Genomic DNA, 25,152 nt, shown 5'->3' with positions numbered 1-25,152 from the left:
TGCTCGTTGACCTGATTGATCGTTGGGTTGCTCATGGCTAAAACCTCATTTGGTTGCGGATTCTGACAAGGTCTGGAGCCCTTCTCCAACCTTGTTGCGGTGCACTATAGCAGCGGGAATGTTGCGATGCAACATTTTCTTCGCGCTATTTCACCAGCGCCGGGCCATTGAAGGAACGGTCACGAGTGGTCGCAGCGCTCGCTCTCGTCTGCCAGGGCCCCATCCAGCGCGGTCTGAATGGCGCGAAGTTCGCTCATGCACCTTGCAGCGGCCGGTGGCAGGTTACCCCAGACCACGTCCGGCCAACACGGGTCGCCTGGCGAGCGACCCACGACGTGTATATGCAGTTGCGGTACCCGATTGCCGATGGCCGCGACATTAATGCGCTGGGAACGGTGGTGGTGTTTGATGAAACGGGCAAGGGAGTCGGTGATGCGATCGACCTCCAGGCGCTCCCGCAGCGTCAACTCGTGGAGCTCAAGCGCTGCCGTCTCCGGAACGACAATATACCAAGGCACGCCCGGGTTCGTGTGCAACAGCACCTGGCACGAAGCGATACGGCCAAGGTCGTGGCAGTCCGCCTGCAACTGTGCGTGTATCTGCAGTATCGCCATAGCAAAGCACCGCGGTCATGCGCCGACATGTGGCGCCTACACAGTACCAGCACCGCCGTGGTACGCAACGGCTCCCGGTGCCATGCTGCGCCGATCCCCGGCGAATCGCGTGATGCCGGCGCGATCCAGGAATTCCAGCACCTGGATGGTGACGTTACGCCCGATGCCGGAGCGGTCGCGATAGGCGGCCGCATCGAACGTCCCCTCCAGCGACTCAGCGGCAAGTTCGGCCGCGATACGCGCCAGTGCCGCCAAGGTTTCCGGCAGGAAAAAGCGGTTGGGTGCCACACGCACGAGATAACCCAGATGGGCGAAACGTTCCAGGGACTCGCGAAGGGCTATCTGTTCCATCTCGAGCGATTCAGCCAGTTTGCCGACGACCGGCGGCCGTAAGTTGGCGCAGCGCAGCACCTCGCAAACGGCCTCCAGCAGCGCGGCATCGCTTGTGGACAGACGCGGCTGATGATCGGGCAGGCGCAGGCTGAAACCATCGCGAACCGCCTCGCCTTGTGCCAACATCGAGCGGATGGCCGCACGGATCGCCGGGGGCGCGTCCATCTCACCAAGCCTGGTCACCAGCGCAGCCTCACTCAGGCCGAGACTCGCCGGGTGCTGAGCGTGCTGATCGTGCAGTGCCGCGCGCACGCGCTCGCGAAGGGCCTGCCAGTGGCCGGGTGTCAGGCCGATCGCACCCTCACCGTGAACAATGCGCTGCATCGGCAATGCCTGGTAGAGCGTCTGCGCCTCTTCCTGCGTGAGGTTGTAAGCCCGGGTGAAGCAATCGAGATTGACTCCCGCCGAGTCGATGGCAAGCAACGCCGACAGCGCACCTCGCGGTGTCGAGCCTGACATGGCGGACAGCCGCGCGCGGCGTTCGGGTTTGCTGCGTCCCCGCTTCACGGCGAATGGGTCGACAACGAGGCCTCCGGCGACGGTCCGCTGTGCGGATGGATCCCGCAGCACGAAGCGGTCACCGTGGACGGCGTTGATCGGGCAATCGAGCACCAATTGCGCCAAACCCATTGCGCCTGGCTCGATGTGGCGGCCTTCCAGGGGAACCGCGCGCGCGTTCACCGCCGCGGCGCCGATGTGCAAGCGAACGGGTGCCCAATGGCAAAGGGGTCGCTGCTCCGTGGCAAGCACCTGCAGCCGGGTGTCAAACATCGCGGTGGGCGCGTGCGCCGGTCCGGCCACCAGCCAGTCGCCACGCCCCGCCTCCGCATGGCGGGTGTCGCTGGCGGTGATATTGAGCGCGCAGCGCATCCCGGCGCGCGCCGATTCCGATCGCTGGCCGTTGCTGTGGATTCCGCGGATGCGCACGCTGATGCCCTGGGGGGAGATCACCAGTTGATCGCCCACCTGCGTAGTGCCCGCAGACACCGCGCCGGTCACCACGCGGCCCACGCCACTGAGCGTGAAGCTCCGATCCACAGCCATGCGGAAATACCCGTTCGCTGGGTGCGCAGCTAATGTGCGGCTGATCGTCAGCAAGTGATCCCGCAGCGCAGCGATCCCCCTGCCGATCGGCGGCGCGACCGAAAAAACTGGTGCCTCACGGAGCCGGCCGCCCGCCAGCAGGGTTGCCACCTCATCGGCCACCGCCCCGACACGCCCAGGCGCTACGCGGTCGATCTTGGTGATGGCGACCGCACCCTGTTGCAGGCCGAGCAACTCCAGAATGGCAACGTGCTCGGCGGTCTGGGGCATGGGGCCATCGTCCGCCGCGACCACCAACAGGGCAAAGTCCAGGACGGAGATGCCGGCGAGCATGTTGCGGATAAAACGCGCGTGGCCAGGCACATCGACAAATCCGAGAAGTTGGTCGCTACCGGCTTGTACATAGGCGAACCCCGGCTCGATGGTGAGGCTGCGCCGCTTCTCTTCCTCCAGTCGATCGGTATCAACGCCGGTTAGCGCCTTGACCAGCGATGTCTTGCCGTGATCCACGTGACCCGCAGTGGCAATGATCATGGCGCGCAGGAGCGCTGGAACAGCGCCCGAAATCCCGCCTCATCCTCAAGGCAGCGCAGGTCCAGCAGGAACGCTCCATCGGAGACGCGTCCGATGACGGGAGTCGGCAATGCACGGAATCGACCGGCGATGCGCTTGAGTGCCCGGCCCGACGCAACGTGCCCAGGAGGTGATATGCGCAGGGCAAAGCTCGGTAACAGGTTCACCGGTAGCGAGCCACTGCCGATCTGACTCGCCACCGACACCACCTCAACATGGGTCTGCTCGCCGCCGAGCCACTGTGCGACGAACGGCCGCAAGCGCTCGGCCAAGGCGCGAATCTCCAAGGCAGGACGGGCCAGCAGACGCAGTGTCGGCACATGCTCCAGCAACCGATCCGGATCACCGTAGAGGCGCAGCACGGCCTCCAGCGCAGCTAGCGTTACCTTGTCGCAGCGCATGGCGCGTTTCATGGGATTGCGCTTGATGCGTGCCACCAGATCGGCGCGGCCGGCAATAATCCCCGCCTGGGGACCCCCCAGCAGCTTGTCGCCACTAAAGGTGACCAAGTCCGCGCCGCTCGCCAGCGTGCCCGCCGGCGTGGGTTCGCGCGGGAGCCCGAAGCGGCTGAGATCCACGACTGTACCGGCGCCAAGGTCGACGACGAAGGGCACACCGTGCTCGCCGGCCAGCTTGCCGAGCGCGCGCTCGTCGGCGTGCGCCGTGAATCCTTCGATGCGGTAATTGCTGGTATGGGCCTTGAGCACCAGCCCAGTCCTCGGCCCAATGGCCTCGGTGTAGTCGTGCAGGTGGGTGCGGTTGGTGGTGCCGACTTCGTACAGCTTGCAGCCTGCCCGCGCCATGATATCGGGCAGGCGGAATGCGCCGCCGATCTCGATCAACTCACCGCGAGAGACAATCACTTGCCGGTGTCTTGCGAGGCTGTTCAGGGTCAGCAATACCGCAGCGGCGTTGTTGTTTACTACGGTCGCCGCCTCTGCTCCGGTGAGGCGGCGCAGCCAGACTTGCACGTGATCGTCGCGATCGCCACGCTTGCCGGTGTCGAGGTTGTATTCGAGGTTGGACGCGCCAGAGGCGACCGCGACCATGGCGTCGATTGCCGCCATGGGTAGCGGAGCGCGGCCGAGGTTGGTGTGCAGCACCGTTCCGGTGAGATTGATGACCTTGCGCTGGGACGGTGCGACGACTGCGAGGACCCGGGCCTCGACATCGTCGACAAGCGCTTGCGCGGGGGCCGGCTCGTTTACAAGCCGCCGCGCGGCCAGAGCCTCCCGTATGGCCTCCACAATCAGGGGCCGGCCGTGCGTGCTGACAAGCGCAGCGATAGCCGGCCAGCCCAGCACCGTGTCAACGGCGGGCAGCCGGCTCCGGGCGTCGGGATGCACCCCTGTCATGCCGCGCCCATCGGCCATGGCGACCTGCGGTGCGGTGAACAAAACGCGGACCACCGCCCCCTGCCGGTGGCCGGCGGCGCATCAGCGCCCGGTAAGCTTGCGCAGGATTTCCTCCAGCGCCGCGTCGGCGAGCTCACGTAGTTCAGCGTCGCTACGATCCTGTATGGGATGATCGACGAACACCATCGCCGGTTCGAACCCCAGGGCACGCGACTGCATCTCCGATGCTTCAACGAATTCAATGGTCGCAACGCCGACTCCCGGAATGTCCCGACCTTCAAGATCCGCGATGTCATGCATACAGCACGACGTGCAGGATCCTCAGTCGGCCAGGCCTTCAACGATCACGCTGCATTCCGCCGCCATCTGCTGCTGTAGCTCGGTGGGAGCAATCCGGGTAAACGTCGGTTTGCGGTAGCGCTTGACTTCAATCCCGCGCTCGCCGAATCGCTCCTCGAGGCGTCCCAGAAACACGTCCCCGCGCGGCTTCGAGATGTCCAGCAGGCCGACCGTCAGCCCCTCAAGACGCTGCGGCCGCGCCGCGCGGGGCCGCTCCGCGGCCGTGCGTTCGGCCGTGGGATCGAGCAGGATTTCGGGCTCTGTCATACACTGACCTCCCTTGTTACTGGCGTTGATCCGGTGGGACCGGAGGCGGCCCACCCCGGGATGATGGCTGAAAACAGGCCGGCTGTACCACCGACGCGCACAATGTTAATGCCGCCGGGGCGGAACTTGGGCACCATGCCGCCGGCGAACTTTGCCGGTAGCCCTTCGGCGATGCCGTTGGCGCCGGTGACCATCTCGTCGCCCGGCAGCTGCAACAGGCCCTCCAGTTCCTCCAGCAGGCGTGCCTTGGACCAGCCGGCATCGGTGAACACGCGGCAGTGATCCGGTGAGACGGCCAGAAAGACGTCCGCGGCCATCGCCAGTTTGGGATGGTCCACCGTTCGCAGGCAGGCGGCAAAGGTGCGCGCCAAAGACTCGGGTGTGCGGGACTTTTGGTCAACGACGGTCTGCACCCCTTCGCCGGCGAACAGTGTCACTGTGGATGTCCCCGGTGCGAACCCCCGTTGCTGGGAAAGCGGCTCCCACCGATCATCCTCCGCCTCGGCAAAGCAGAAGGTGTACTTGCCCGGTGTGCCCATAGTGGCGCGATCCACTTCGCCGGGCCGCCCGCCGCCCACGTTGCGGACAACAAGCTGCAGCGCGCGGCCGATTGTAGCGTTGGCACGGTTGCCCTGCCCCAGCGCGTTAACCCCGGAATTCATGCCGATGGCGCGGGCCACTGGTCCGTTCACCACGACCATGGGGCCGCAGAACATCGTTGTGCACAGTACGCCGTGCATGCCGAACTCCTCCGCCAGCGCGGCCTCAACGGCGGCGAGCACCACCGGCATGTACTCTGGTTTGCAACCCGCCATCACCGCATTGACAGCAACCTTTTCCACGGTGCATGGGGCCTGGTCCGGAGGCACCTGGCCGATCAGCTCATCGGCAGCACGCCCAGTTCCGCGGAGCATGCGCAGCACGCGCTCGCCCGTGGGCGGCACCACTGGCAACCCGTCGGTCCAGCCGCGCTCGAAACAGGCTTCGATGGCATCTTCGAATTCCCCCAGCGTTATCTGGCGGGACGTCAGGCCGGCATCACCGAAGCGTACCGCCAATGCCTCGGCAATCCCCGGATCCAGTGTCTTCGAACCACAGCCGGGACGCATTTCCGGTAGCGCCAGCCCCAGGCCCCGGCAACCGGTGATTTGCTGCCAGTCACCTCGATGCCAGCCATACGTACGCTCGACTTCCTGCCCATGCTCGACACGGATCAGCGTCGGTACGAACTCGATGCTCAGACGGTAAGAGATCTCCAGGGTCCGGTCATGGACCACATTGGGAACATCCGCGGCGTAGTCCGGTTCATCCTGGGAGTAGACCGTGAGCGCGTGACCACCACGCGCGAGCTCGCCGAGCAGGGGCTCGATGAGCGTGCAAGTCGGGCAGTCGCGCTTGGCAACCACGATGAGACCGTCGGGCAAAGCGGACATGGAACCGGTTATCCCCAGAAACGCAGAGCTCCAGTTGGCAGCCCAGGAGACCCAAAACGCCGTCAGCGCCGTAAATTGGGTGCAGCCCCGCGCGTTGTCGACACGCCGCCGGCAATGGCACCGTCCACCATCATAGCCTATATATAAGAGACTTACCGACCTGCTCCAGCAGATCCTTCCCGCTGGAGCGCGCAGATCTTGGGAGCAGGAGCGCGAGCGCTGTGCCCGCTTGGGCACGCGATCACGGATGGGTTGCTGTGGACAACCAATATGAAAGTGAGGAGGAGGGCAAGACGATGCTGTCATTAAACAAGATGTCTGGACGAATTTCAGTCGCTGCAATGGGCGCGCTATTGGCCACTGCCGTTGGCTTATCGCCGCTGAGTGCGGACGAAGTCATCACCTGGAGGGTGCAGTCCCACTGGCCCAGCGCCAGCAGCTCCTATGGGGACAGCCTGGAGCTGCTGCGGGACACGGTCGACGAGCGCACCGACGGGCGCCTGAAACTGGAGCTCCACCCGGCAGGCTCCCTGTTTAGTTTCGGGGAGATCTTCAGCGCAGTGAGCCGCGGCGTCATTCCCATGGGCACGATTTCACCCGCCTACGAAATGGACCGGCTGTCGACGGCCGGTATCGCCTTCGGTCTTCCGGGGGCGTTCCAGGAGACATGGGAGGCGGTCTACTTCTTCAAGCATATGGGCTTCGAGGACATGATTCGCGAAGAAGCCGCCGAGTACGACGTCTTCTATGCCACCGAGAAGGTGTATCCCACGGAGATGGTCGCCAAGGAACCAATCGAGTCACTGGCGGACTTTCGGGGCCTGAACATCCGCTCCTCGGGCACACTGCAGACATTCCTCACCGAGACCGGTGCTGCCGCGTCCATGATCCCGGGCGAGGAGCTCTACTCCGCGCTGCAAACGGGCATCGTTGACGGCGCCCACTGGGGTGCCGTGCAGGGCGCCCAGAGCATGTCCCTGTACGAGGTGGCCCGCTACCACGTGCGCCCACCGCTCAACATCGGTGGAATCGACGCCTGGGTCATCAACCAAGAGGCCCTGGATGACCTGCCGGACGATATCCGGACTGTTCTCCTGGATGCCATCGAGGAGCAGTTCTGGTGGCGGACCACTGAGTACATGTACCAGGAGCAGGTGGCCCTGGCACAAGCCATGGCCGAAGAAGGCGTCGAGCTTATCAACCTCCCAGACGACGTGCAGGCGAGGATGGTGGAAGTCGGCGAAAAGATGTGGGAGGAACAGGCCCGGGAGAGCGAACGCGCCGCGGAAGCCATCGACATGCTGCGGGAGTTGCTCGCTGACCTCGGCTACATCGACTGAATGCGACCCTCCGCCCGCGCGGCGATCGGCCCGGTGTGAGCGCAGCCGATCGCCACGCGCGGCGAGGCGCAATCTATAGCGCCCGCCCGCCCCGACCCGCCGCTTCCGTCCCGGCACGTCCCATCGCCGAAACCCGGGGCGAGACAGACGGCACTGGCTCTTAGTGACCTTTCCGCGTGCAGGGCACGGACCAGCGTTTCCGCTAACTGGAACGATCCACGCCTTGCCGGCGTATACCTTTCAGGCGCAGTTGCTCACGACGCTGGACTCGCGATCTGGGGCCGGCTCGTCAATACATCAGGTCGCTGATTGGAGGCCACTATGAAGTACATTCTGGCATGGATCCTCGGGGTGCCCGCCTCAATTCTTGTGCTGATTTTCATCTTCTCCCGAGTGATCTGAGATGGCCTGCCAAGCCAGGCAGGCTCGGTGCATTGGCTGCCCAGCGTGGTCACGATTGCGGAACCGCATCGCCACCCCAGGCGTAGTTCACGGGGTGTCGCCCACGGCCTAAGTGAGCCGACACTGCCGACACCACGCGCCTGAGGCCTGTGCGCAGGCGGCCAACATCACAACTGGCAACATGGAGCTTGGAGCAATGAACGAAGACCGACTAAAGGGAAACTGGGAAGAGATGCGCGGGAAGGTGCAGCGCAAGTGGGGCGAGCTGACCGATGACGAGCTGGACCAGGTGAAAGGGTCCCGCAAAGAGCTTGTCGGCATCCTGCAGAAGCGCTATGGCAAGGCGAAAGACGAAATCGAGCGCGAGGTCAAGTCCCTCGAAGAGAGTTGATCGCCGGGCCGAGCTGACGGTCTAGCACTTATCCGCTAGGCCGTGACGCCTGTCGATAGGAGCGCGGATGGGTACCCACAGCAGGTACCCATTCCTTTGATTGCGGCATTGAAGCCGGCGACCTTAGGCGCCGGTGTTGCGCGCGGTCATAGCCAGGCGGTCGTCGTGGCTGCCTTGGCCATTCACCACTGTCCGCCCGCAGGTAACCGTCGGCGAGACACACCACTGAAACCCGCCATGCAACCCGGGTGTATCCGAGCAATTCCTGTTTCCCGGCTTCGCTAACCGGCGGTCCCACGCAGCATGGGGACGAAACTCACCAGCCCCAGACAGGTCCGGGTTGTCTGCTCGCCCTGGCGGTGGTAGCAGACCAGCTCCTGCGCCTGCCCTTGTTCGCCCTCGGGGGCAATCAAGCGGCCGCCGTCGGCGAGCTGCTCCAGCAGTTCCGGTGGCACGCCGTGGGGCGCTGCCGTTACCAGAATGCCATCGAACAGCCCGTCACCGTCCCAGCCGGCATTGCCATCGCCAAAGCGGACACGGACATTGCGATACCCCAGCTGCCGTAACCGGCGTTGAGCCTGGTCGGCCAAACGGCGAATCCGCTCCACAGTGCAGACTTCTGGCACCAGCTGCGCGAGGATTGCGGCCTGATAACCGGATCCTGTGCCCACCTCCAGCACCTTGTTGGGGATCCCGTCGTCGACGAGCGCCTCGGTCATCCGCGCCACGACATACGGCTGAGAAATGGTTTGCCCGGCACCGATCGGCAGGGCCGTATCCTCGTACGCACGGCTGGACAACGCCTCGTCCACGAATAGGTGCCGTGGTGTATTGCCAATGGCGGCGAGGACGGACTCATTGCGAATGCCCTCATTACGCAGCCGCTGCACGAGGCGTTCACGGGTGCGTTGGGAGGTCATGCCGATCCCGCGACGCTGCTTCTCGTCCATCATTCATTCAGCCCTGTCACCCAGCCCGCGATCTTGTCCAGCGCCTGGTAGCGCGTGAGATCCACCTGGATCGGCGTCACGGACACGCAAAACCTGCGCACGGCGTGGAAATCGGTTCCCGCGCCCGCATCTTGTTCCCGACCCGGCGGCCCGATCCAGTAAATCGGCCGGTTGCGCGGATCCCGCGCCGGGATCAGCGGTTCCGACCGGTGGCGCTGACCCAGGCGCGTCGCCTCGAAGCCCCGGAGGCGATGCCAGGGGACGTCCGGCACGTTCACGTTGAGAATGGTATCCGCCGGCAGTGGGTCACTCACCAGGCGCTCCACCAGCAGTGCCGCCACCCGAGCCGCCGTCTCGTAATGCCGCGCGTGCTGCGTCGCCAGCGATACCGCGATGGCGGGAAGGCCAAGAAAACGCCCTTCCGTGGCCGCGGCAACGGTGCCGCTATAGAGAACATCATCACCCATGTTCGGACCGGCATTGATGCCGGAGACTACCATATCCGGGTCATCCTGCAGCAGCCCCGTCACCGCCAGGTGGACACAGTCCGTCGGGGTCCCCTCAACCCGAAACCAGCGCTTGCGAGTTTCCACGGCACGAATGGGGAGATCCAGGGTCAAGGAGTTGCTGGCACCGCTGCGGTCACGGTCCGGGGCCACAACGGTAATCGCCGCAATGCGCTCGAGCTCATCGGCCAAGTACTGGATACCCGGCGCCTGGTAGCCGTCGTCATTGCTGACAAGTATGTGCATTCAAGGCCCTATTGTTGCGACGAAACGCACGCCGTGCGTCTGGCGTTTCCCTGCGGCGCTTAGTATACCGGCAGTCTTTCCGTCGCCAACACCCGACCCGTATAATTCTGCACAGCGTGTCGAGGGAGACCGTGCCGTGAGCAACGATTACGACCACGACGACAACGCCCTGTTCCGTGAAGCCATGCGCGATGTCCACATCCTGCGCCATGACCTGGCCTCGGTCCGGCCGCCGAAGCCGAGCCCCCGGCCCCGCCAACTTGAGGCCGACGAGCGGCGTGTTGTCGACGAACTTCTGGCCGGCGACCTCGATCCGGGCGAGTTGGAGACAGGCGACGAGCTGGCGTTTGTGCGCCCAGGGGTGCAACGCCGGGTGCTCCGCAAGCTGCGGCGCGGCCAGTACCCCGTCCAGGCCGAGCTGGACCTCCACGGCATGACCCTCCCAGTGGCCCGCGCTGCACTGCGAGAGTTCATCAATGCATGCCGCACGCGCGAACTGCGTTGCGTACGCGTCATCCACGGCAAGGGCCTACGCTCCCGTAATCGCGGACCAGTGCTCAAGGGCCTTGTTGACCGTTGGATGAGGCAACTCGACGAAGTCCTTGTGTTCGCGTCCGCCCGACCCGTTGACGGGGGCACAGGTGCCGTCTACGTGTTGCTTAAGGCGCGCTCGCGCTGAGTGCAGCATTCACGCAGCACGGCCGTGGCAAAGGCACCGGCTGGCAACCAGAAGCCGATGCGCAGCACGCCGTGGGCCGGCCAGTCCCACGCCAGCTCCCGGACCGGCAGGCGCAGGGCGCGTCGCGCCGCATCCACGCCCAACCGGGCAAGTGCCTGTTGCTGCGCCTGCCATGGCGCCAGAGTCTCCGCCTCCAGGGCACCCGCGTCTGCCTCCGGCTGCCAGCCTCCGCGACCGGGCAACGGACCGGAGGGATGCACGTCGGCAGCCGGCACGCGTGCATCGCCGGGCGCAAGCTCGGCCGCCGGGAACAGGCTCGCACTGGAGGTAAACGTCATCAGGTCTCCGGCAATAACCGCATCCCACAGCCCCGGCCGAACCCGGGCCGCCAGTACCTGATTGAACATGAACGCGCGCGCCGCCGAGAGAAACAGGCCGCGCCGTTGGCGGTTGCGTACCGGCATACCGTCCAGCAACCGCCAGGCACCAGACAGGTTGCCGCCACCGTGGCCGAAGCGCTGACCGCCAAAGTAGTTCGGCACGCCACGGTGGGCGATGCGCAGCAGCCGCCCGCCGAGTTCCTCGAGCGGCCCTTCCACCTCCCGCAGGGTGAGCCGGAACCGGTTTCCCTGCAGCATGCCCGTGCGCAGCTTACGCCCATGCCGTTGTGTCGCCAGGATCGCGATACCCTCGGGTGGCGTCGGCAGCTCGGGAATCCCGCCGCCGCCGGGCCGATGCACGCCAAACCATTGCTCGGCCACCGCATGGCGATCCTTGAGTCCCGCCCAGGTCACATCCCGGGGCGAGCGTCCAAGCGCCCGCGCCAGCCACTGGCCCACATCGGCTGTGTTCCACCCGGTCTTGCGAACGTGAACCCAAATGTGCTCCCCCGCACCGTCGGGGGCGACGCCCAGGTCCTCCATCACCCGGAAGTCCTCGGGCTGTTGACGCACCGCAGCGGCGATTGGAGGCCGGCCATAAGCAAACGGCAGCCCCTCCCAGGCGGTGAGCAGATCCGGGGCACCCTCAGTCATCGGCGGTCAGAAGGATGACGGCCTCGGCAGCAATCCCTTCGCCGCGGCCGGCGAAGCCGAGTCGTTCGGTAGTGGTGGCCTTGACGCTCACATCGGTGGTGCGAACCTCCAGGACGCTCGCCAGCAACCGACGCATGGCTGGGATATGGGGGGCCATGCGGGGGGCCTGGGCGATGACGGTCGCATCCAGGTTGTTCACGCGATAGCCCGCCGCGGTGGCCCGCTCCATGACGCGGGAGAGGAGGTCAACGCTGTCAGCACCCTGCCAGCGTGGGTCATCATCCGGAAAGTGCTGGCCGATATCGCCGTCGGCCAGTGCGCCAAGCACGGCGTCAGCCACGGCATGAAGGAGCACGTCACCGTCGGAATGGGCGGCAATCCCCAGGTGATGGGGGATCTCCACACCACCGACCATCAGGCGGCCCCCCTGCTGAAAACGGTGGACGTCAAATCCCTGGCCGATACGCAGCCGCATGCTCAGTCCTCCTGTCGGTGGTGCCGGGCACGCAGAATGGACTCGGCCAGAGGGAGGTCACCCGGCCGCGTGATCTTCACATTGGTGCTCTCGCCTTCCACCAGCAACGGCGCGTAACCCGCAAGCTCCATGGCCTGGGCCTCGTCGGTCACTTGCCCGCCGGCATCGCGCGCTGCCTCCAGGGCATCGAGCAACAGCCCCAGCGGGAACAGCTGCGGGGTCTGCGCCTGCCACAGTGAGTCCCGACTGGTGGTCTCCGCCACCGTGGCGTCGGCGGCGCTGCGTTTCAGGGTATCGCGTACGGGGATGGCCAGCAGGGCGCCGTGGGCATGGGAGAGTCCCTGATCCAGCAGCCGGGTCAACGCGGCCGTGGTCAAACAGGGACGCACGGCATCGTGGACAAGCACCCAGTCGCCGGGCCGTGCCATGTTACGGCGAAGACAGCGCAGCGCCTCCAGCACTGAATCGGCCCGCGCCGCGCCGCCAATGACGCAATACAAGGTCTTGCCATGCGGTGGCGTCCAGCTGTGCCACCAATGATCATCGGCGCCCAACGCCACGACGCCCCCGACCACCCGTGATTCGGCCAGCAACGACTCCACGCTCCACCGGATCACGGGATGCCCAAGCAGGGGCAGATACTGCTTGGGAATCCGAGTGGCCATGCGGCGGCCGACGCCCGCCGCCGGCACCACCGCCCAGACCGGCGGGACCCTATGGGTGCCCGGCGTCATTCATCGGATACCTGGTAAAACACCTCGCCATCCCTGATCATGCCAAGCTCGTCCCGGGCCCGCTCCTCCACGGCCTCCAGGCCGTCCTTGAGGTCATCGACGTCCGCCTCCAGAGCCCGGTTGCGTTGATACAGCCGCTCGTTCTCCGCCTGCTGCTCGTCGACCGCGTCCTGGAGCTGCCATACCGCGGGCAAGCCGCCTTTGCCGGACCATAGCTGCGCCTGAAAGATCACAAACAGCGCCACGAGGCTGGCGATTAGAATGCGCATTGCCCCTTGCTCCTTGCTCCCTGCTCCTAAACCCTCAGCCAACGCCCACGGCGGCGTCAACCAAGCCAAGCCCCCGAAACCACCCGAACGCGCCAGCACCGAGCGGCATCCTCACCATTTCTTCAAGTTGGGGAATGCCTTGCGCCCAGAATAAACGGCGGCCTGGCCGAGGTCTTCCTCGATGCGCAGCAACTGGTTGTACTTGGCAACACGGTCAGAGCGGCACAAGGAACCGGTCTTGATCTGGGTCGCGCTGGATGCGACCGCGAGGTCCGAGATGGTGGTGTCCTCGGTTTCCCCGGATCGGTGCGAGATCACCGCAGTGTAGCCGGCAGCATCCGCCATGGCGATGGCATCCAGCGTCTCCGTTAGGGTGCCGATCTGGTTGAACTTGATCAGGATGGAGTTCGCGATACCGCGATCGATCCCCTGCTGCAGAATCCGGGTGTTGGTCACGAACAGGTCATCGCCCACCAGCTGGCAGCGTTCGCCGAGGCGCTCACTGAGCAGCTTCCAGCCCTCCCAATCACCCTCGTCCATGGCGTCCTCGATGGTGATGATCGGGTAGCGGTCCACCCAGTCCGCGAGCACGCTCACATACTCCGCCGCGCTGTAGCGCTTGCCCTCCGAGGCGAGGACATAGCTGCCGCCGGTGTAGAACTCCGAGCTGGCGACGTCCAGACCAAGCCAGATGTCATCGCCCAACGCGTAGCCGGCATCGGCGATGGCTTCGGCAATGGTCTCCAGGGCCGCCTCGTTGGAAGGCAGGTCCGGAGCGAAGCCGCCTTCATCGCCGACCGCCGTGCTCAGCCCCCGCCCGGCGAGCACCTTTTTCAGGGCGTGAAAGACTTCCGTGCCTGCGCGCAGCGCTTCACGAAAACTGTCAAACCCGATCGGCAGGATCATGAATTCCTGGAGATCGACGTTGTTGTCCGCATGGGCGCCGCCGTTGAGGATATTCATCATCGGCACCGGCAGCACGTGTACGCCACCAGGATTCAGGTGGCGGAACAGCGGCACACCGTGATCATTCGCCGCTGCCCGCGCAACCGCCAGCGACACTGCCAGCAGGGCATTGGCCCCCAGCCGGCTCTTGTTGTCCGTACCATCCAGCTCCAACATCCGCTGGTCCACGGCGCGCTGGTCGTGCGCGTCCATCCCCCGCACGGCATCAGCGAGCACGGTGTTGGCATTCTCGACCGCCCGCTGCACGCCCTTACCCAGGTAACGCCTGGCGTCACCGTCGCGCAACTCAACGGCCTCACGCGTTCCGGTCGACGCACCGGAGGGCACGGCCGCGCGCCCGAACGCACCGCTGCTCAAGGTGACATCCGCCTCGACGGTCGGGTGTCCTCGGGAATCAAGAATTTCCCGTGCCTTTACTGCCGCGATTGTCGCCATACGCCGTCACGCCTCTTCGTTGTCTTAAATACGCGCCCGCCGGTGGAACTCGAGCACCCTCCTAGAGCGACGCCTCGACCAGCCCGTCCGCCTTGACACGTTCATCCAGGGCCAGCAGCGTCGTCAGCAGGTTCTCCATCCGCCCGAGCGGCCACGCGTTCGGGCCGTCGGACAGCGCCCGGTCGGGATCGGGGTGGGTTTCCATGAACAAACCGGCCACACCGGCGGCAACGGCCGCGCGCGCCAGCACGGGCACGAACTCCCGCTGACCGCCCGAGACCTGCCCCTGCCCCCCGGGAAGCTGCACCGAGTGCGTGGCATCGAACACAACCGGGCAACCGGTCGCACGCATCACAGCCAGCGCCCGCATGTCGGCGACGAGATTGTTGTAGCCGAAGGTCACGCCGCGCTCACAGACCATGATCGCGTCATTGCCCACGGCCCGGGCCTTGTCCACCACGTTGGTCATGTCCCAGGGCGCGAGGAACTGGCCTTTTTTGATGTTTACCGGCAGCCCCTGGCGGGCGACATTCTGGATGAAGTTGGTCTGCCGGCATAGAAACGCCGGCGTCTGCAACACATCCACCACGCTCGCCGCCTCCGCGAGCGGCGTATCCTCATGGACATCGGTGATGACCGGGATGTTGATTTGCCGGCGCACCGTCTCAAGCACGCGCAGCCCTTCCTCGATACCCGGCCCGCGGAAGCTCGCGTGGGATGAGCGATTGGCCTTATCGAAGGACGACTTGTAGATGAGTGCAACCTTGAGGCGCTCACAGAGTTCCTTGAGCGCACCCGCGGTGTCGAGCGCCAGTTGCTCGGATTCGACAACGCACGGGCCGGCAATCAAAAACAGTCGCTCATCGAGCCCTGCGCGAAAGCCGCAAAGATCAATGCTCGCCATATTGGCTACCTCCGGCGGCGCAGTACGTAGTGCCGCGACGGGCGCGCGCTGCTTCGACGAAACCACAGAATAGCGGGTGGCCGTCCCGCGGAGTCGAGGTGAATTCGGGGTGAAACTGGCAGCCGAGATACCAGGGATGGGCCGGCAGTTCCACCACCTCGACCAGGTTGCCGTCACCGGACCAGCCGGAGATACGCAGCCCTGCCCGCTGCAGCGATTCAGCGTAGTGGTTGTTGAATTCGTAGCGGTGGCGATGGCGTTCGATGATTTCCGGCTCAGCGTACATCCGTTTCGCCAGCGAGCCCTCTTGCAGACGGCACGGTTGGCCACCGAGGCGCATGGTACCGCCCAGATCGTCGCCGGGGCCCCGAACTTCGATGCCGCCCTCGCCGGTCATCCACTCGGTGATCAGACCGATCACGGGATGGGGTGTATCGGCCTGGAATTCCGTACTATGGGCTTGTTCCAGACCCGCCACATGACGGGCATAATCGATCACCGCGACTTGCATGCCGAGACAGATTCCCAGGTACGGGATCGCGTTCTCGCGGGCGTAGCGCGCCGCCAGAATCTTGCCCTCCACGCCCCGCTCACCGAAGCCGCCAGGGACTAGAATCGCATCCGCATCACGCAGCTGTTGCGTCCCGAGCCGCTCAAGCTCTTCGGAGTCGATCGAGCGCACATGCAAGCGCGTATGCGTATGAATCCCTGCATGAATCAACGCCTCGGTCAGGGACTTGTACGCATCCGCCCGGTTGACATACTTCCCCACCATGGCGATGGTCACCTCGCCATCAAGGCGGTCACGGGAATCGACCACCCACTCCCAGTCGGAGAGGTCCGCCGGCGGAAGCTCCAGGCGCAGTTTTTCGGTGACAATGTCGTCGAGGCCCTGGTCGTGCAATGCCAGTGGCACCTTGTAGATATCATCCACGTCCAGGGCCGAGATGACCGCCTCGTGCTCGACATTGGTAAATAACGCGATCTTGCGGCGTTCCTCATCGGGAATCGGCCGGCTCGACCGGCACAGCAGGATATCCGGCTGGATACCGATGGAACGTAGCTCCTTGACCGAGTGCTGCGTGGGCTTCGTCTTCATCTCTTGGCTGGGCCCGATAAAGGGCACCAGCGTCAAATGGATGAACAGGCTGTCGCGCCTGTGCTCGACGCCCATCTGGCGAATCGCTTCCAGGAATGGCAGCGATTCGATGTCGCCAACCGTGCCACCGATCTCCACCAGCGCGATGTCATGCCCCTCAGCGCCTTCGCGGATGCAGCGCTTGATCTCGTCAGTGATGTGCGGGATGACCTGCACCGTGCCACCGAGGTAATCCCCCCGGCGCTCCTTGCGGATGACGTTCTCGTAGATGCGCCCGGTGGTGTAGTTGTTGACCCGACCGGTGCGCATACGCACAAAACGCTCGTAGTGGCCAAGATCGAGATCCGTCTCGGCGCCGTCCTCCGTCACGTAGACCTCACCGTGCTGAAACGGGCTCATCGTTCCTGGATCCACATTGATGTAAGGATCCAGCTTGATCATGGTGACGTTGGCGCCGCGAGCCTGAAGGATGCTTGCCAGTGACGCGGAGGCGATGCCCTTGCCAAGCGAGGACACAACGCCACCAGTGATGAAAATATATCGGGTCATAGAGACTCTGCCTTTCGCACGATGGGTCGCGGTAGCCCGCGTCCGGAAGGCACTGGAAACAGGAGTGCGCCCCAGGACGGGGCCATGAGACCCGTCACCCCAGGCGCGAGCAGCTTGGCCGAAGCAACCCCCCGCGGCTACGCCGGCGACCCGATCGCCGCCACCTGAGTGGCGCTAAAAGTAACAGAACGCCTACCCGCGCACAACGCGGACCGATCGGTCAGTCTTGCTCCCAGATCACCATGAGGCCCTGCTGGTCCCTCGGGGCCTGGTACCCTTCGCACACGCAAATGCCGGGGATTACGGCCAGTCCCTCATCCGCTGCCAGCAAGGGCCAGTGAAACCGATCCCAGTGCGGCACACCAGCCTCCTGGAACAGCTTCTTCAGGGGCCGTGACGGGCGCCCGGCCGGCCGGCAGCGTTCACCGCCGGCGCGATAGGTAATAGCGAACCCGTCCGCGGGAATTGTCGCTGGATCCAGCCCGCCGCGCCCCGGCAGCACGCGCAGCCAGCCCCCATCAAGCCGCAGATCCCGGTCGCCGTGCCAGGTCGCCCCCCGGGGGTGGCGCTCATTGCCCGTGGATGAACGACCCGCGTCAGCGATGAGCGCGTCCCGGAAGCGCCTCACGCGCCCACCGGGCCAGAGGAATTCCGGCGTGCGATCGGCCCGCGCCTGGATCAGCATGGCACAGCCCGCCTCCAACTGGCGCGCATCCGGCAGCGGCAGGCCCTGCTGGCGCAGCCATTGGCGCAAGACCAGCCGCTGCTCCTCCGGGGCGAGCTGGCGTAACGGCTTGCAGCGGAGCTGCTCGCCCCGGCGCGCCCCGCGCTCCAGCGACAGGGCGTAACGCTCCAGCAGGCCACGACCCTCCCGCAGCAACGCCCCGGCGCGGCTGACCGAGCGATCCGCCTGGGGCCAACGCTCGGCGATCAGGGGCAGCACGCGATGGCGCAAAAAATTGCGATCTGCCGCAAGGTCGTCATTGCCGGGATCCCGCAGGCTGCGCAGGTCGTTGCGCAGGGCGTACCCCTGCAATGCCGAGCGGGGGACGTCCAGCAACGGCCGCCCGACCCAGCCGCAGCCAAGTGCGCGCACCTGCGGAATACCACCGAGGCCATCCACGCCTGCACCACGCAGCAGCCGCAGGAGTACCGTTTCGGCCTGATCGTCCTGGTGATGCGCCGTCAACAGCATCTCCGAGGCAACCAGCCGAGCGGAAAACAGCCGGTAGCGTTGCTCCCGCGCCCAGGTCTCCCCCGCATCCGCCGGCGGTCTGCCGGTAACCGCTGCAACAACCAGCGGGATGTGCAGCAAACGGCTGACCTGCTCGCAATGGGCAGCCCAGTCGGGGGCTTGCGCGTGCAGGCCGTGATTGACGTGCATTGCGCGCAAGGGCGCCGGCAGGCGGGTTCGTACCGCGGCCAAGGCGTGCAGCAGGGCATGGGAGTCCGGGCCGCCGCTGAAAGCGACACAGTAGGCCGAGGCCTTCCCGAGCGCCAGCACCCGATCAGCAATGCCTTCGGCGGTGATGGTCATGGGTCGTGCGCTCCGGAGACATCCCGTCAGCGCGCTCTAGTGCCCTAACTCATCAGGGCACTACGTGCGAAAATGACCGTAACCCTCAAGTTTGCGGGCGCGCTCATCGAGCAGGGTTTCGAAGTCCTTATCGTCCAGTATGGCAAGTTTCTCAAGCAGCTGGCTGCGAAGCCGTCCGGCCATATCCGCCGGATTCCGGTGAGCACCGCCAAGAGGCTCCTCCACCACGCTGTCGATCAGACCGAGCTCAAGCAGCCGCGGTGCGGTAATCCCCATGGCTTCCGCCGCGTCCTGCGCGCGGTCGGCACTCTTCCAGAGAATGGAGGCACACCCCTCCGGGGAGATCACCGAATACATGCTGTAGCCGAGCATCATCACCTGATCCCCCACGCCGATGCCCAGGGCCCCGCCGGAGCCACCCTCTCCCACGACTGTGACCACGATGGGCGTGCGCAGACGGGCCATCACCATCAAGTTGCGGGCAATGGCTTCGCTTTGCCCCCGCTCCTCGGCACCGACACCGGGATAGGCACCCGGGGTATCGATGAACGTGAGCAACGGCAGGTCGAAGCGTTCCGCCATTTCCATGAGGCGCAGTGCCTTGCGATATCCCTCCGGGCGCGGCATGCCGAAGTTCCGCTGCACCTTCTCCTTGGTATCCCGGCCTTTCTGGTGCCCGATCACCATGACCGGCCGCCCGTCAAGCCGGGCCACACCGCCGACAATGGCGGGGTCGTCCGCGAAGCCCCGGTCACCGTGCAGCTCATGGAAGTCGGTAAACATGTGCTCGATGTAATCCAGGCAATGCGGGCGCTGGGGATGGCGCGCGAGCTGTGCGATTTGCCAGGAGGTGAGATTGGCGAAGATCTGTTCAGTCAGGCTGACGCTCTTCTCCTGCAACCGCCGAATCTCTTCGCTGATATTGAGATCGTTATCATCGCCCACGTAGCGCAGCTCTTCGATCTTCGCTTCAAGTTCGGCGATAGGGCGCTCAAAATCAAGAAAATTGAGATTCATTGGCTCGCTTTTCGCGTTGACGGCTGGAAGCCCGATACCCTATCCAGTCGTCGCCGAAGTGACAAGTCCGGACTGCCGCCAGCGGGACATCGACAAACCTTTCGAGAGGTATACCCGTGCTGCCTAGTGTGCTGTAACCGAAATTCGGTTACAGCACACTAGTATTCGATGCGGACGTTCCCCTCTCCCGAGAGCCCGTCGAGCCGCTTGATCAGCTCGTCGGTGGGACGCACCCGCCACGCATTGCCGAAGCGAAGCAGTGCGCGCGAGTCCGGGCGCTGATAGTCCAGCCAGACCGGGCACTGCCCCTCCCGAAACGGCGTCAACGCCTCCTCCAGGTGTTCCAGGGCGCCATTGCCAAGTTGCGAGCTGCTCATGCGCACCACCAGACATCGCGCATAAACCTCACGCAGGTCACCGATTTCGTGGACCTTCTCGGCGCTCACGCGCCAGGCGTCGCTGAAATCGTCGTAACTGAGAGCTCCCTCCACCACCAGCAGCTTGTCCTTGCCCAGGAGAGCGCCGTATTTCCGGAACGCCTCGGTAAACAGGCTGACTTCGATGCGCCCGGTGCGATCATCGAGCACCAAAAAACCCATCTTGTTACCGCTTTGCGTGGTGCGCACACGCAGGGACATCACCAGCCCCGCGGTCACTACGCTCTTCTCGCGGCGACTGTCGCCGCCACCCGCCCCGGCCATGAGGTCACTGATCCGGCCCGTGACGATCTTCTCCAACTCGCCTTCATAGCGTGTAATGGGGTGGCCCGTCAGGAACAGGCCCAGGGTGTCTTTTTCCCCCGCCAGGCGTTCTTCCTCGTCCCACTCGGGCAAGCACGCCACGGCAACACTCGGGAGCTCTTGGCTTTCCGCCGCCACACCGAGTCCGAACATGTCCGTCTGGCCGGCCTCCGCGTTGCGCAGGCTCTGCTCCGCCGCCTTGAGCGCCGGCCCGATCTGCGCGAGCAATGTCGCGCGGTTATGACCGATACTGTCCAGACAGCCCGCACGCACCAGCGCCTCCAGCACGCGCCGATTCACGCGCCGCAGGTCCGCCCGCCGGCACAGGTCGTAGACATCCGCGTAGGCGCCGTTGGCATCGCGCTCGCCCACGAGCGCTTCGATGGCGGACTGTCCCACACCCTTGATGGCACCAATGCCGTAAACCACGGTGCGCTCATCCGAGGCGCGGAACTGGTAGCTGGAACGGTTGATATCCGGTGGCAAGACGCCCAGGCCCATGGAGCGGCATTCGTCGATCAGGGTCACCACCTTGTCGGTGTGGTCCATGTCGGAGGAAAGCACGGCGGCCATGAAGGGCGCAGGGTAATGCGCTTTCAACCAGGCGGTCTGATAGGACAACAGCGCATAGGCCGCCGAATGGGATTTGTTGAAGCCGTAACCGGCAAACTTCTCCATCAGGTCGAAGATGCCTTCGGCATGCGCCTGGGTGAGCCCGTGCTCCAGGGCGCCCTTGAGAAAGATCGCCCGCTGCTTCGCCATCTCCGCGGGCTTTTTCTTGCCCATGGCACGGCGCAACAGGTCGGCCCCGCCCAGACTGTAACCCGCCAGCACCTGGGCGATGCGCTGCACCTGCTCCTGGTAGAGGATCACGCCATAGGTTGGTTTCAGCACCGCCTCGAGATCCGGATGCTGCAGCTCCGCAGTGGGATAGGCGACCTGCGAATGCCCGTGCTTGCGGCTGATGAAGTCTTCCACCATGCCCGATTGCAGCGGGCCGGGACGAAACAACGCCACCAGGGCGATGATGTCCTCGAAGCTATCCGGCTGCAGGCGCTTGATGAGATCTTTCATGCCGCGGGATTCAAGCTGAAACACGGCGGTCGTGGCACAGCGTTTAAGGAGGTCGAACGTGACGCGGTCCTGCAGTGAAATCGTGTTGATATCCAGCGCGTGGTCGCCGCGCTGCGCACGGATGGCGTTCACCGCCTTGACGGTCCAGTCGATGATGGTCAGTGTGCGCAGCCCCAGGAAGTCGAACTTCACCAAGCCCACCGCCTCGACATCGTCCTTGTCGAAGTGCGTGGCGAGCCCCTGGCCATTCGGCTCGCAGTACAACGGCGTGAAGTCGGTCAGCGGCGTGGGGGCGATGACCACACCGCCCGCGTGCTTGCCCACGTTGCGCGCAATGCCTTCGAGCTTCATCCCCAGGTTCAGCAGTGTCGTGACCTCTTCATCGTCTTCGTAGCGGGCCTTGAGATCGGGCTCCTGCTCCAGGGCCTTGGCCAGGGTCATGCCCAGCTCGAACGGAATCAGCTTGGCGAGGCGGTCGACGAAGCCGTAACCGTGCCCCAGCACCCGACCCACATCCCGCACCACGGCGCGGGCCGCCATCGTGCCGTGGGTGGTGATCTGCGAGACCTGGTCGCGGCCATACTTATCCGCCACGTACTCGATGACGCGATCGCGTTTCTCCATGCAGAAGTCGACATCGAAATCGGGCATGGAAACCCGCTCCGGATTTAGAAACCGCTCGAAGAGAAGGTCATAACGTATTGGATCAAGATCCGTTATTTCCAAAGCATACGCCACCAGTGAACCGGCACCGGAGCCGCGGCCGGGCCCCACTGGAATGTCCTCGCTCTTGGCCCAACGGATGAAGTCGGCGACGATCAGGAAGTAACCGGGGAAGCCCATCTGACTGATCACGCCCAACTCGCGCTCCAGGCGCTGCCGATACACCGCACAGTGCGCTTCCGCATCCGGGGCGTTGACATCGACCAGCCGGGGCAGGCGTTCCTCCAGGCCGCGCTGGGCTTCCTGCGCGAGGTATGCGTCGATGGTCAACCCGTCCGGGATGGGGAAATCCGGCAGATAGTCCTTGTCCATGCTCAATTCGAGATTGCAGCGTCGCGCAATTTCAACTGTGTTATCAATTGCCTCCGGGATATCCTCGAAAATCCGGATCATCTCTTCGCCGGTGCGCAGATACTGCTCCTCAGTGAACTCCCGCGGGCGGCGGCGATCATCCAGGGTGCGACCCTCATGGATGCAAACCCGGGCCTCGTGGGCCTCGAAGTCACCGGCGTTGACAAACCGCACGGCATTGGTGGCCACCACGGGTATATCAGCTTCGGCGGCCAGTGCCACGGCCTCGTGGAGCTGGTCTTCGTCGCCGGGTCGACCGCATCGATGCAGCTCCAGATAGTAGGATTCGGCGAAAAGCGACTGCCAGAATGCAAGCTTGCGCCGCGCCAATGCCCGGTCGCCGTTCAAAAGCGCGCGGCCGACATCGCCCTCGCGGCCGCCGGAAAGCACGATCAGCCCGGCACAATCGTGTTGCAGCCAGGCCCGCTCAATCACCGGGCGATCACCCTGCTGGCCCTCCAGGTAACTGCGACTGATGAGGCGGGTCAGGGTGGTGTAGCCCGTGTCGTCTCGGCACAGCGCGGTGATCCGGGAGCGCGCTTGAGGCGCATCCCGGTCCTCGACCCAGAGGTCCGCCCCGACGATGGGCTTGACACCGGCATCGAGGGCCGCCTTGTAGAATTTCACCATGCCGAAAAGGTTGCCCTGGTCGGTAATCGCCACGGCAGGCATTCCGCTCGCCGCAGCGGTGTTGACCAGCTGCTTGATGCGAACGATCCCGTCCACCAGCGAGAACTCGGTATGGACATTGAGGTGGACAAAGGGCTGGGCCATGTTCGGGCTTTTCCTGTGCTAATCGGTGAAGGCTCACGCTGGGAGGGTATTATGAATGAGGGATCGTCGCGCGAAAATGCCACGGCCGACTTCGGCTATGGCCCTCCTGTGTCCACTCCGGTAGGGTACGAATCGATGGCCCGCAGTGACTCCCATGAGGATCCCGTGCCGATGATCCACCCCACTGCCGTAATCGATCGCGATGCACACCATACAGAGTATGTGGCGATCGGGCCCTATGCCTGTATCGGCGCCGGCGTGGTGCTCGGGGACGGTTGCCGGGTCGGTGCCCACGCGGTCCTGGAAGGGCCCACCACTTTCGGCGAGAACAACCGGATTGGCCCCCATGCCATCATTGGCACCCCACCCCAGGACCTGGGCTACAACGACGAGCCGACTCGCCTGGAGATCGGGCACGGCAACATAATCCGCGAGTTCGTCACCATCCATCGCGGCACAGCCAAGGACCGGGGCGTCACGACCGTGGGAGATCACAACATGTTCATGGCTTACTCCCACGTGGGCCATGACTGCATTGTGGGCGATCATGTCATTATGGCAAACGGGGCGACACTTGCGGGGCACGTTACGGTGGAGAACCGGGTCAACATCGCGGGGCTGTGCGCCATTCACCAGTTCGCCCGCATCGGTGAGTACGCCATGCTCGGTGGGGGCACCATGGCGTCCATGGACATTCCTCCCTACGCGATGGCCTCCGGAAATCACGCCCGCCTGTATGGGCTCAACCGCAGAGCACTCAAGCGTGGCGGCTTTCATGCCGACGCAGTCCAGGCCCTGCGCAGCGCCTACCGGGTGCTGTTCAAGTCCGGTCTGCGGCTCGAGGATGCGCTCGCGCAGATCGACCAGGACGGCTCGCTGGCCACGGCGGAGGTCCGCCATCTGGTTTCTTTTATCCGCGCCTCAAAACGGGGAATCACACGATGAACAGGGTGCGCGCGGCCGTGATTGGGGTCGGCTATTTGGGTCGATTCCACGCCCAGAAGTATCACGCGCTCGAGGACGCGGATCTTGTCGGCGTGGTGGACATCGACGCCGAGCGCGCCGAGGCGGTGGCGGATGAGGTGGGCACTGAGGCCTATACCGACTACCGGGAGCTGCTCGGTCGGACTGACGCCGTCAGCGTTGTCGTACCAACGCGATTCCATTATGCGGTGGCCGCGGAATTCCTGCGCCAGGGCACCCACGTGCTACTGGAAAAGCCCATCACCACTACCCTCGACGAGGCGGATGAGCTGATTCGGCTCGCTGCCGAGCGCGGTTTGCGCCTTCAGGTCGGACACCTGGAACGCTTCAATGCGGCCGTGCGCGAACTGGCCGACCTCGTGGGTACCCCGATGTTCATCGAGTCCCAGCGCGTCGCCTCGTTCAACCCGCGCGGTGCGGATGTCAGCGTGGTTCTGGATCTGATGATCCATGACATTGATATTATCCTGAAACTCGTCAATCGTCCCGTGAGTCGCATCGACGCCAATGGCGTCCCGGTCATCACGTCCGATATCGATATCGCCAATGCCCGCATCCAGTTCGATAACGGCTGTGTAGCCAATGTGACTGCAAGCCGGGTGAGCCTAAAGGCCGAGCGCAAGATGCGGCTTTTTCAGCGCAACAGCTACATCGCGCTGGATTTTCAAAAGCGCAGCCTGGACATTCGCTCCCGCCTCAATACCCATCGCGACGCGCCGGCGATGCAGGACATCCACAGCGAGCAGCGCGCATTCGAGGACGGTGATGCGCTTCGCGCGGAAATCACGGACTTCATCGGTTGTATTCGCGAAGGACGGGAGCCGCTGGTGACGGGGGCGGATGGGCGGCAGGCGTTGGCCACGGCCATCGAAATCACCCGGCAGTTGCGCGACAATCCCCTACCCAATCAACCACAGTAGTCAGGCCTGTTCACACGCCCCAAGAGGACGCGCAG

The 25,152-nt window shown here is 64.6% G+C and carries 22 protein-coding genes; 5 read left to right on the top strand and 17 right to left on the bottom strand.

Annotation, left to right across the window (positions count from 1 at the left end; all coding sequences use genetic code 11):
* Positions 1-179: 179 nt before the first annotated feature.
* From QZT63_RS08400 to QZT63_RS08380, 5 genes are all read right to left on the bottom strand, one after another.
* The gene (locus QZT63_RS08400) at positions 180-614 is read right to left on the bottom strand and encodes an HIT domain-containing protein (RefSeq protein ID WP_290650254.1); all 435 of its coding nucleotides are present in this window, start codon (positions 612-614) and stop codon (positions 180-182) included.
* A 36-nt stretch (positions 615-650) separates the two neighbouring features.
* Positions 651-2,585, bottom strand: a complete 1,935-nt coding sequence (selB, locus tag QZT63_RS08395; RefSeq protein WP_290650253.1) for a selenocysteine-specific translation elongation factor — start codon at positions 2,583-2,585, stop codon at positions 651-653.
* Complete coding sequence (selA, locus tag QZT63_RS08390) at positions 2,582-3,997, bottom strand: L-seryl-tRNA(Sec) selenium transferase (protein WP_290650251.1); 1,416 nt, start codon at positions 3,995-3,997, stop codon at positions 2,582-2,584. The genes selB and selA overlap by 4 nt, the downstream gene beginning before the upstream one ends.
* Before the next feature lie 63 nt (positions 3,998-4,060).
* On the bottom strand, positions 4,061-4,585 hold the full coding sequence (locus QZT63_RS08385; protein ID WP_290650250.1) for a UGSC family (seleno)protein: 525 nt from the start codon (positions 4,583-4,585) through the stop codon (positions 4,061-4,063).
* Entirely contained in the window at positions 4,582-6,018 is a 1,437-nt protein-coding gene (locus QZT63_RS08380; protein WP_290650248.1) for a thioredoxin family protein, read from the bottom strand. Before QZT63_RS08380 ends, QZT63_RS08385 begins: the two co-directional genes overlap by 4 nt.
* A 296-nt stretch (positions 6,019-6,314) precedes the next feature.
* Here QZT63_RS08380 and dctP point away from each other — a divergent pair, with 296 nt between their 5' ends.
* Positions 6,315-7,358 (top strand): TRAP transporter substrate-binding protein DctP, encoded by a 1,044-nt coding sequence (gene dctP / locus QZT63_RS08375; RefSeq protein ID WP_290650247.1) that lies wholly within the window; start codon positions 6,315-6,317, stop codon positions 7,356-7,358.
* A 598-nt stretch (positions 7,359-7,956) separates the two neighbouring features.
* A complete protein-coding gene (locus QZT63_RS08370) occupies positions 7,957-8,151 on the top strand; it encodes a CsbD family protein (RefSeq protein ID WP_290650245.1) in 195 nt (64 codons plus the stop codon).
* Between the two features lie 281 nt (positions 8,152-8,432).
* Here QZT63_RS08370 and QZT63_RS08365 read toward each other — a convergent pair whose 3' ends face one another.
* Positions 8,433-9,101 (bottom strand): protein-L-isoaspartate(D-aspartate) O-methyltransferase, encoded by a 669-nt coding sequence (locus QZT63_RS08365; protein ID WP_290650259.1) that lies wholly within the window; start codon positions 9,099-9,101, stop codon positions 8,433-8,435.
* A complete protein-coding gene (gene surE / locus QZT63_RS08360) occupies positions 9,101-9,853 on the bottom strand; it encodes a 5'/3'-nucleotidase SurE (protein ID WP_290650244.1) in 753 nt (250 codons plus the stop codon). The genes QZT63_RS08365 and surE overlap by 1 nt, the downstream gene beginning before the upstream one ends.
* 136 nt (positions 9,854-9,989) lie before the next feature.
* Here surE and QZT63_RS08355 point away from each other — a divergent pair, with 136 nt between their 5' ends.
* Complete coding sequence (locus QZT63_RS08355) at positions 9,990-10,532, top strand: Smr/MutS family protein (protein WP_290650243.1); 543 nt, start codon at positions 9,990-9,992, stop codon at positions 10,530-10,532.
* Here the strand turns inward: QZT63_RS08355 and QZT63_RS08350 are convergent.
* The 10 genes from QZT63_RS08350 to dnaE all read right to left on the bottom strand — a co-directional run bounded on the left by QZT63_RS08350 (position 10,502) and on the right by dnaE (position 23,213).
* A complete protein-coding gene (locus QZT63_RS08350; RefSeq protein WP_290650241.1) occupies positions 10,502-11,566 on the bottom strand; it encodes a tRNA pseudouridine(13) synthase TruD in 1,065 nt (354 codons plus the stop codon). The genes QZT63_RS08355 and QZT63_RS08350 overlap by 31 nt on opposite strands.
* Entirely contained in the window at positions 11,559-12,041 is a 483-nt protein-coding gene (ispF, locus tag QZT63_RS08345; protein WP_290650239.1) for a 2-C-methyl-D-erythritol 2,4-cyclodiphosphate synthase, read from the bottom strand. The genes QZT63_RS08350 and ispF overlap by 8 nt, the downstream gene beginning before the upstream one ends.
* Positions 12,042-12,043: 2 nt before the next feature.
* Complete coding sequence (gene ispD, locus QZT63_RS08340; RefSeq protein ID WP_290650237.1) at positions 12,044-12,775, bottom strand: 2-C-methyl-D-erythritol 4-phosphate cytidylyltransferase; 732 nt, start codon at positions 12,773-12,775, stop codon at positions 12,044-12,046.
* A complete protein-coding gene (gene ftsB / locus QZT63_RS08335; RefSeq protein ID WP_290650235.1) occupies positions 12,772-13,044 on the bottom strand; it encodes a cell division protein FtsB in 273 nt (90 codons plus the stop codon). Before ftsB ends, ispD begins: the two co-directional genes overlap by 4 nt.
* Positions 13,045-13,155: 111 nt before the next feature.
* Positions 13,156-14,445 carry a phosphopyruvate hydratase gene (gene eno / locus QZT63_RS08330; protein WP_290650233.1) on the bottom strand — a complete coding sequence of 430 codons (1,290 nt, stop codon included), beginning with the start codon at positions 14,443-14,445 and terminating at the stop codon, positions 13,156-13,158.
* A gap of 61 nt (positions 14,446-14,506) precedes the next feature.
* Positions 14,507-15,340, bottom strand: a complete 834-nt coding sequence (kdsA, locus tag QZT63_RS08325) for a 3-deoxy-8-phosphooctulonate synthase (RefSeq protein WP_290650257.1) — start codon at positions 15,338-15,340, stop codon at positions 14,507-14,509.
* Positions 15,336-16,997, bottom strand: a complete 1,662-nt coding sequence (locus QZT63_RS08320; protein ID WP_290650232.1) for a CTP synthase — start codon at positions 16,995-16,997, stop codon at positions 15,336-15,338. The genes kdsA and QZT63_RS08320 overlap by 5 nt, the downstream gene beginning before the upstream one ends.
* Positions 16,998-17,217: 220 nt before the next feature.
* Positions 17,218-18,534, bottom strand: coding sequence for a tRNA lysidine(34) synthetase TilS (gene tilS / locus QZT63_RS08315; protein ID WP_290650230.1), 1,317 nt, complete (start codon positions 18,532-18,534; stop codon positions 17,218-17,220).
* A gap of 60 nt (positions 18,535-18,594) precedes the next feature.
* The gene (locus tag QZT63_RS08310; protein ID WP_290650228.1) at positions 18,595-19,551 is read right to left on the bottom strand and encodes an acetyl-CoA carboxylase carboxyltransferase subunit alpha; all 957 of its coding nucleotides are present in this window, start codon (positions 19,549-19,551) and stop codon (positions 18,595-18,597) included.
* A gap of 158 nt (positions 19,552-19,709) precedes the next feature.
* Entirely contained in the window at positions 19,710-23,213 is a 3,504-nt protein-coding gene (gene dnaE, locus QZT63_RS08305) for a DNA polymerase III subunit alpha (RefSeq protein ID WP_290650226.1), read from the bottom strand.
* A gap of 51 nt (positions 23,214-23,264) precedes the next feature.
* Here dnaE and lpxA point away from each other — a divergent pair, with 51 nt between their 5' ends.
* Both lpxA and QZT63_RS08295 read left to right on the top strand, forming a co-directional pair.
* A complete protein-coding gene (gene lpxA / locus QZT63_RS08300; RefSeq protein ID WP_290650224.1) occupies positions 23,265-24,158 on the top strand; it encodes an acyl-ACP--UDP-N-acetylglucosamine O-acyltransferase in 894 nt (297 codons plus the stop codon).
* Entirely contained in the window at positions 24,155-25,117 is a 963-nt protein-coding gene (locus tag QZT63_RS08295) for a Gfo/Idh/MocA family oxidoreductase (protein ID WP_290650222.1), read from the top strand. The genes lpxA and QZT63_RS08295 overlap by 4 nt, the downstream gene beginning before the upstream one ends.
* Positions 25,118-25,152: the final 35 nt, after the last annotated feature.

It is taken from the genome of Aquisalimonas sp. (assembly GCF_007120195.1).
Taxonomy (GTDB): domain Bacteria; phylum Pseudomonadota; class Gammaproteobacteria; order Nitrococcales; family Aquisalimonadaceae; genus Aquisalimonas.
This window is presented reverse-complemented; position numbering and strand designations above follow the sequence as displayed.

Excerpts from the sequence above, each read along its gene's own strand:
- tilS (WP_290650230.1), bottom strand. The coding sequence starts at position 18,534 with ATGACCATCACCGCCGAAGGCATTGCTGATCGGGTGCTGGCGCTCGGG.
- QZT63_RS08295 (WP_290650222.1), top strand. The coding sequence starts at position 24,155 with ATGAACAGGGTGCGCGCGGCCGTGATTGGGGTCGGCTATTTGGGTCGA.
- ispF (WP_290650239.1), bottom strand. The coding sequence starts at position 12,041 with ATGCGGCTGCGTATCGGCCAGGGATTTGACGTCCACCGTTTTCAGCAG.
- QZT63_RS08380 (WP_290650248.1), bottom strand. The coding sequence starts at position 6,018 with ATGTCCGCTTTGCCCGACGGTCTCATCGTGGTTGCCAAGCGCGACTGC.
- lpxA (WP_290650224.1), top strand. The coding sequence starts at position 23,265 with ATGAATGAGGGATCGTCGCGCGAAAATGCCACGGCCGACTTCGGCTAT.
- ftsB (WP_290650235.1), bottom strand. The coding sequence starts at position 13,044 with ATGCGCATTCTAATCGCCAGCCTCGTGGCGCTGTTTGTGATCTTTCAG.
- QZT63_RS08320 (WP_290650232.1), bottom strand. The coding sequence starts at position 16,997 with ATGACCCGATATATTTTCATCACTGGTGGCGTTGTGTCCTCGCTTGGC.
- QZT63_RS08350 (WP_290650241.1), bottom strand. The coding sequence starts at position 11,566 with ATGACTGAGGGTGCCCCGGATCTGCTCACCGCCTGGGAGGGGCTGCCG.
- dnaE (WP_290650226.1), bottom strand. The coding sequence starts at position 23,213 with ATGGCCCAGCCCTTTGTCCACCTCAATGTCCATACCGAGTTCTCGCTG.
- eno (WP_290650233.1), bottom strand. The coding sequence starts at position 14,445 with ATGGCGACAATCGCGGCAGTAAAGGCACGGGAAATTCTTGATTCCCGA.
- QZT63_RS08365 (WP_290650259.1), bottom strand. The coding sequence starts at position 9,101 with ATGGACGAGAAGCAGCGTCGCGGGATCGGCATGACCTCCCAACGCACC.
- selB (WP_290650253.1), bottom strand. The coding sequence starts at position 2,585 with ATGATCATTGCCACTGCGGGTCACGTGGATCACGGCAAGACATCGCTG.
- dctP (WP_290650247.1), top strand. The coding sequence starts at position 6,315 with ATGCTGTCATTAAACAAGATGTCTGGACGAATTTCAGTCGCTGCAATG.
- QZT63_RS08370 (WP_290650245.1), top strand. The coding sequence starts at position 7,957 with ATGAACGAAGACCGACTAAAGGGAAACTGGGAAGAGATGCGCGGGAAG.
- surE (WP_290650244.1), bottom strand. The coding sequence starts at position 9,853 with ATGCACATACTTGTCAGCAATGACGACGGCTACCAGGCGCCGGGTATC.
- QZT63_RS08400 (WP_290650254.1), bottom strand. The coding sequence starts at position 614 with ATGGCGATACTGCAGATACACGCACAGTTGCAGGCGGACTGCCACGAC.
- QZT63_RS08310 (WP_290650228.1), bottom strand. The coding sequence starts at position 19,551 with ATGAATCTCAATTTTCTTGATTTTGAGCGCCCTATCGCCGAACTTGAA.
- selA (WP_290650251.1), bottom strand. The coding sequence starts at position 3,997 with ATGGCCGATGGGCGCGGCATGACAGGGGTGCATCCCGACGCCCGGAGC.
- ispD (WP_290650237.1), bottom strand. The coding sequence starts at position 12,775 with ATGACGCCGGGCACCCATAGGGTCCCGCCGGTCTGGGCGGTGGTGCCG.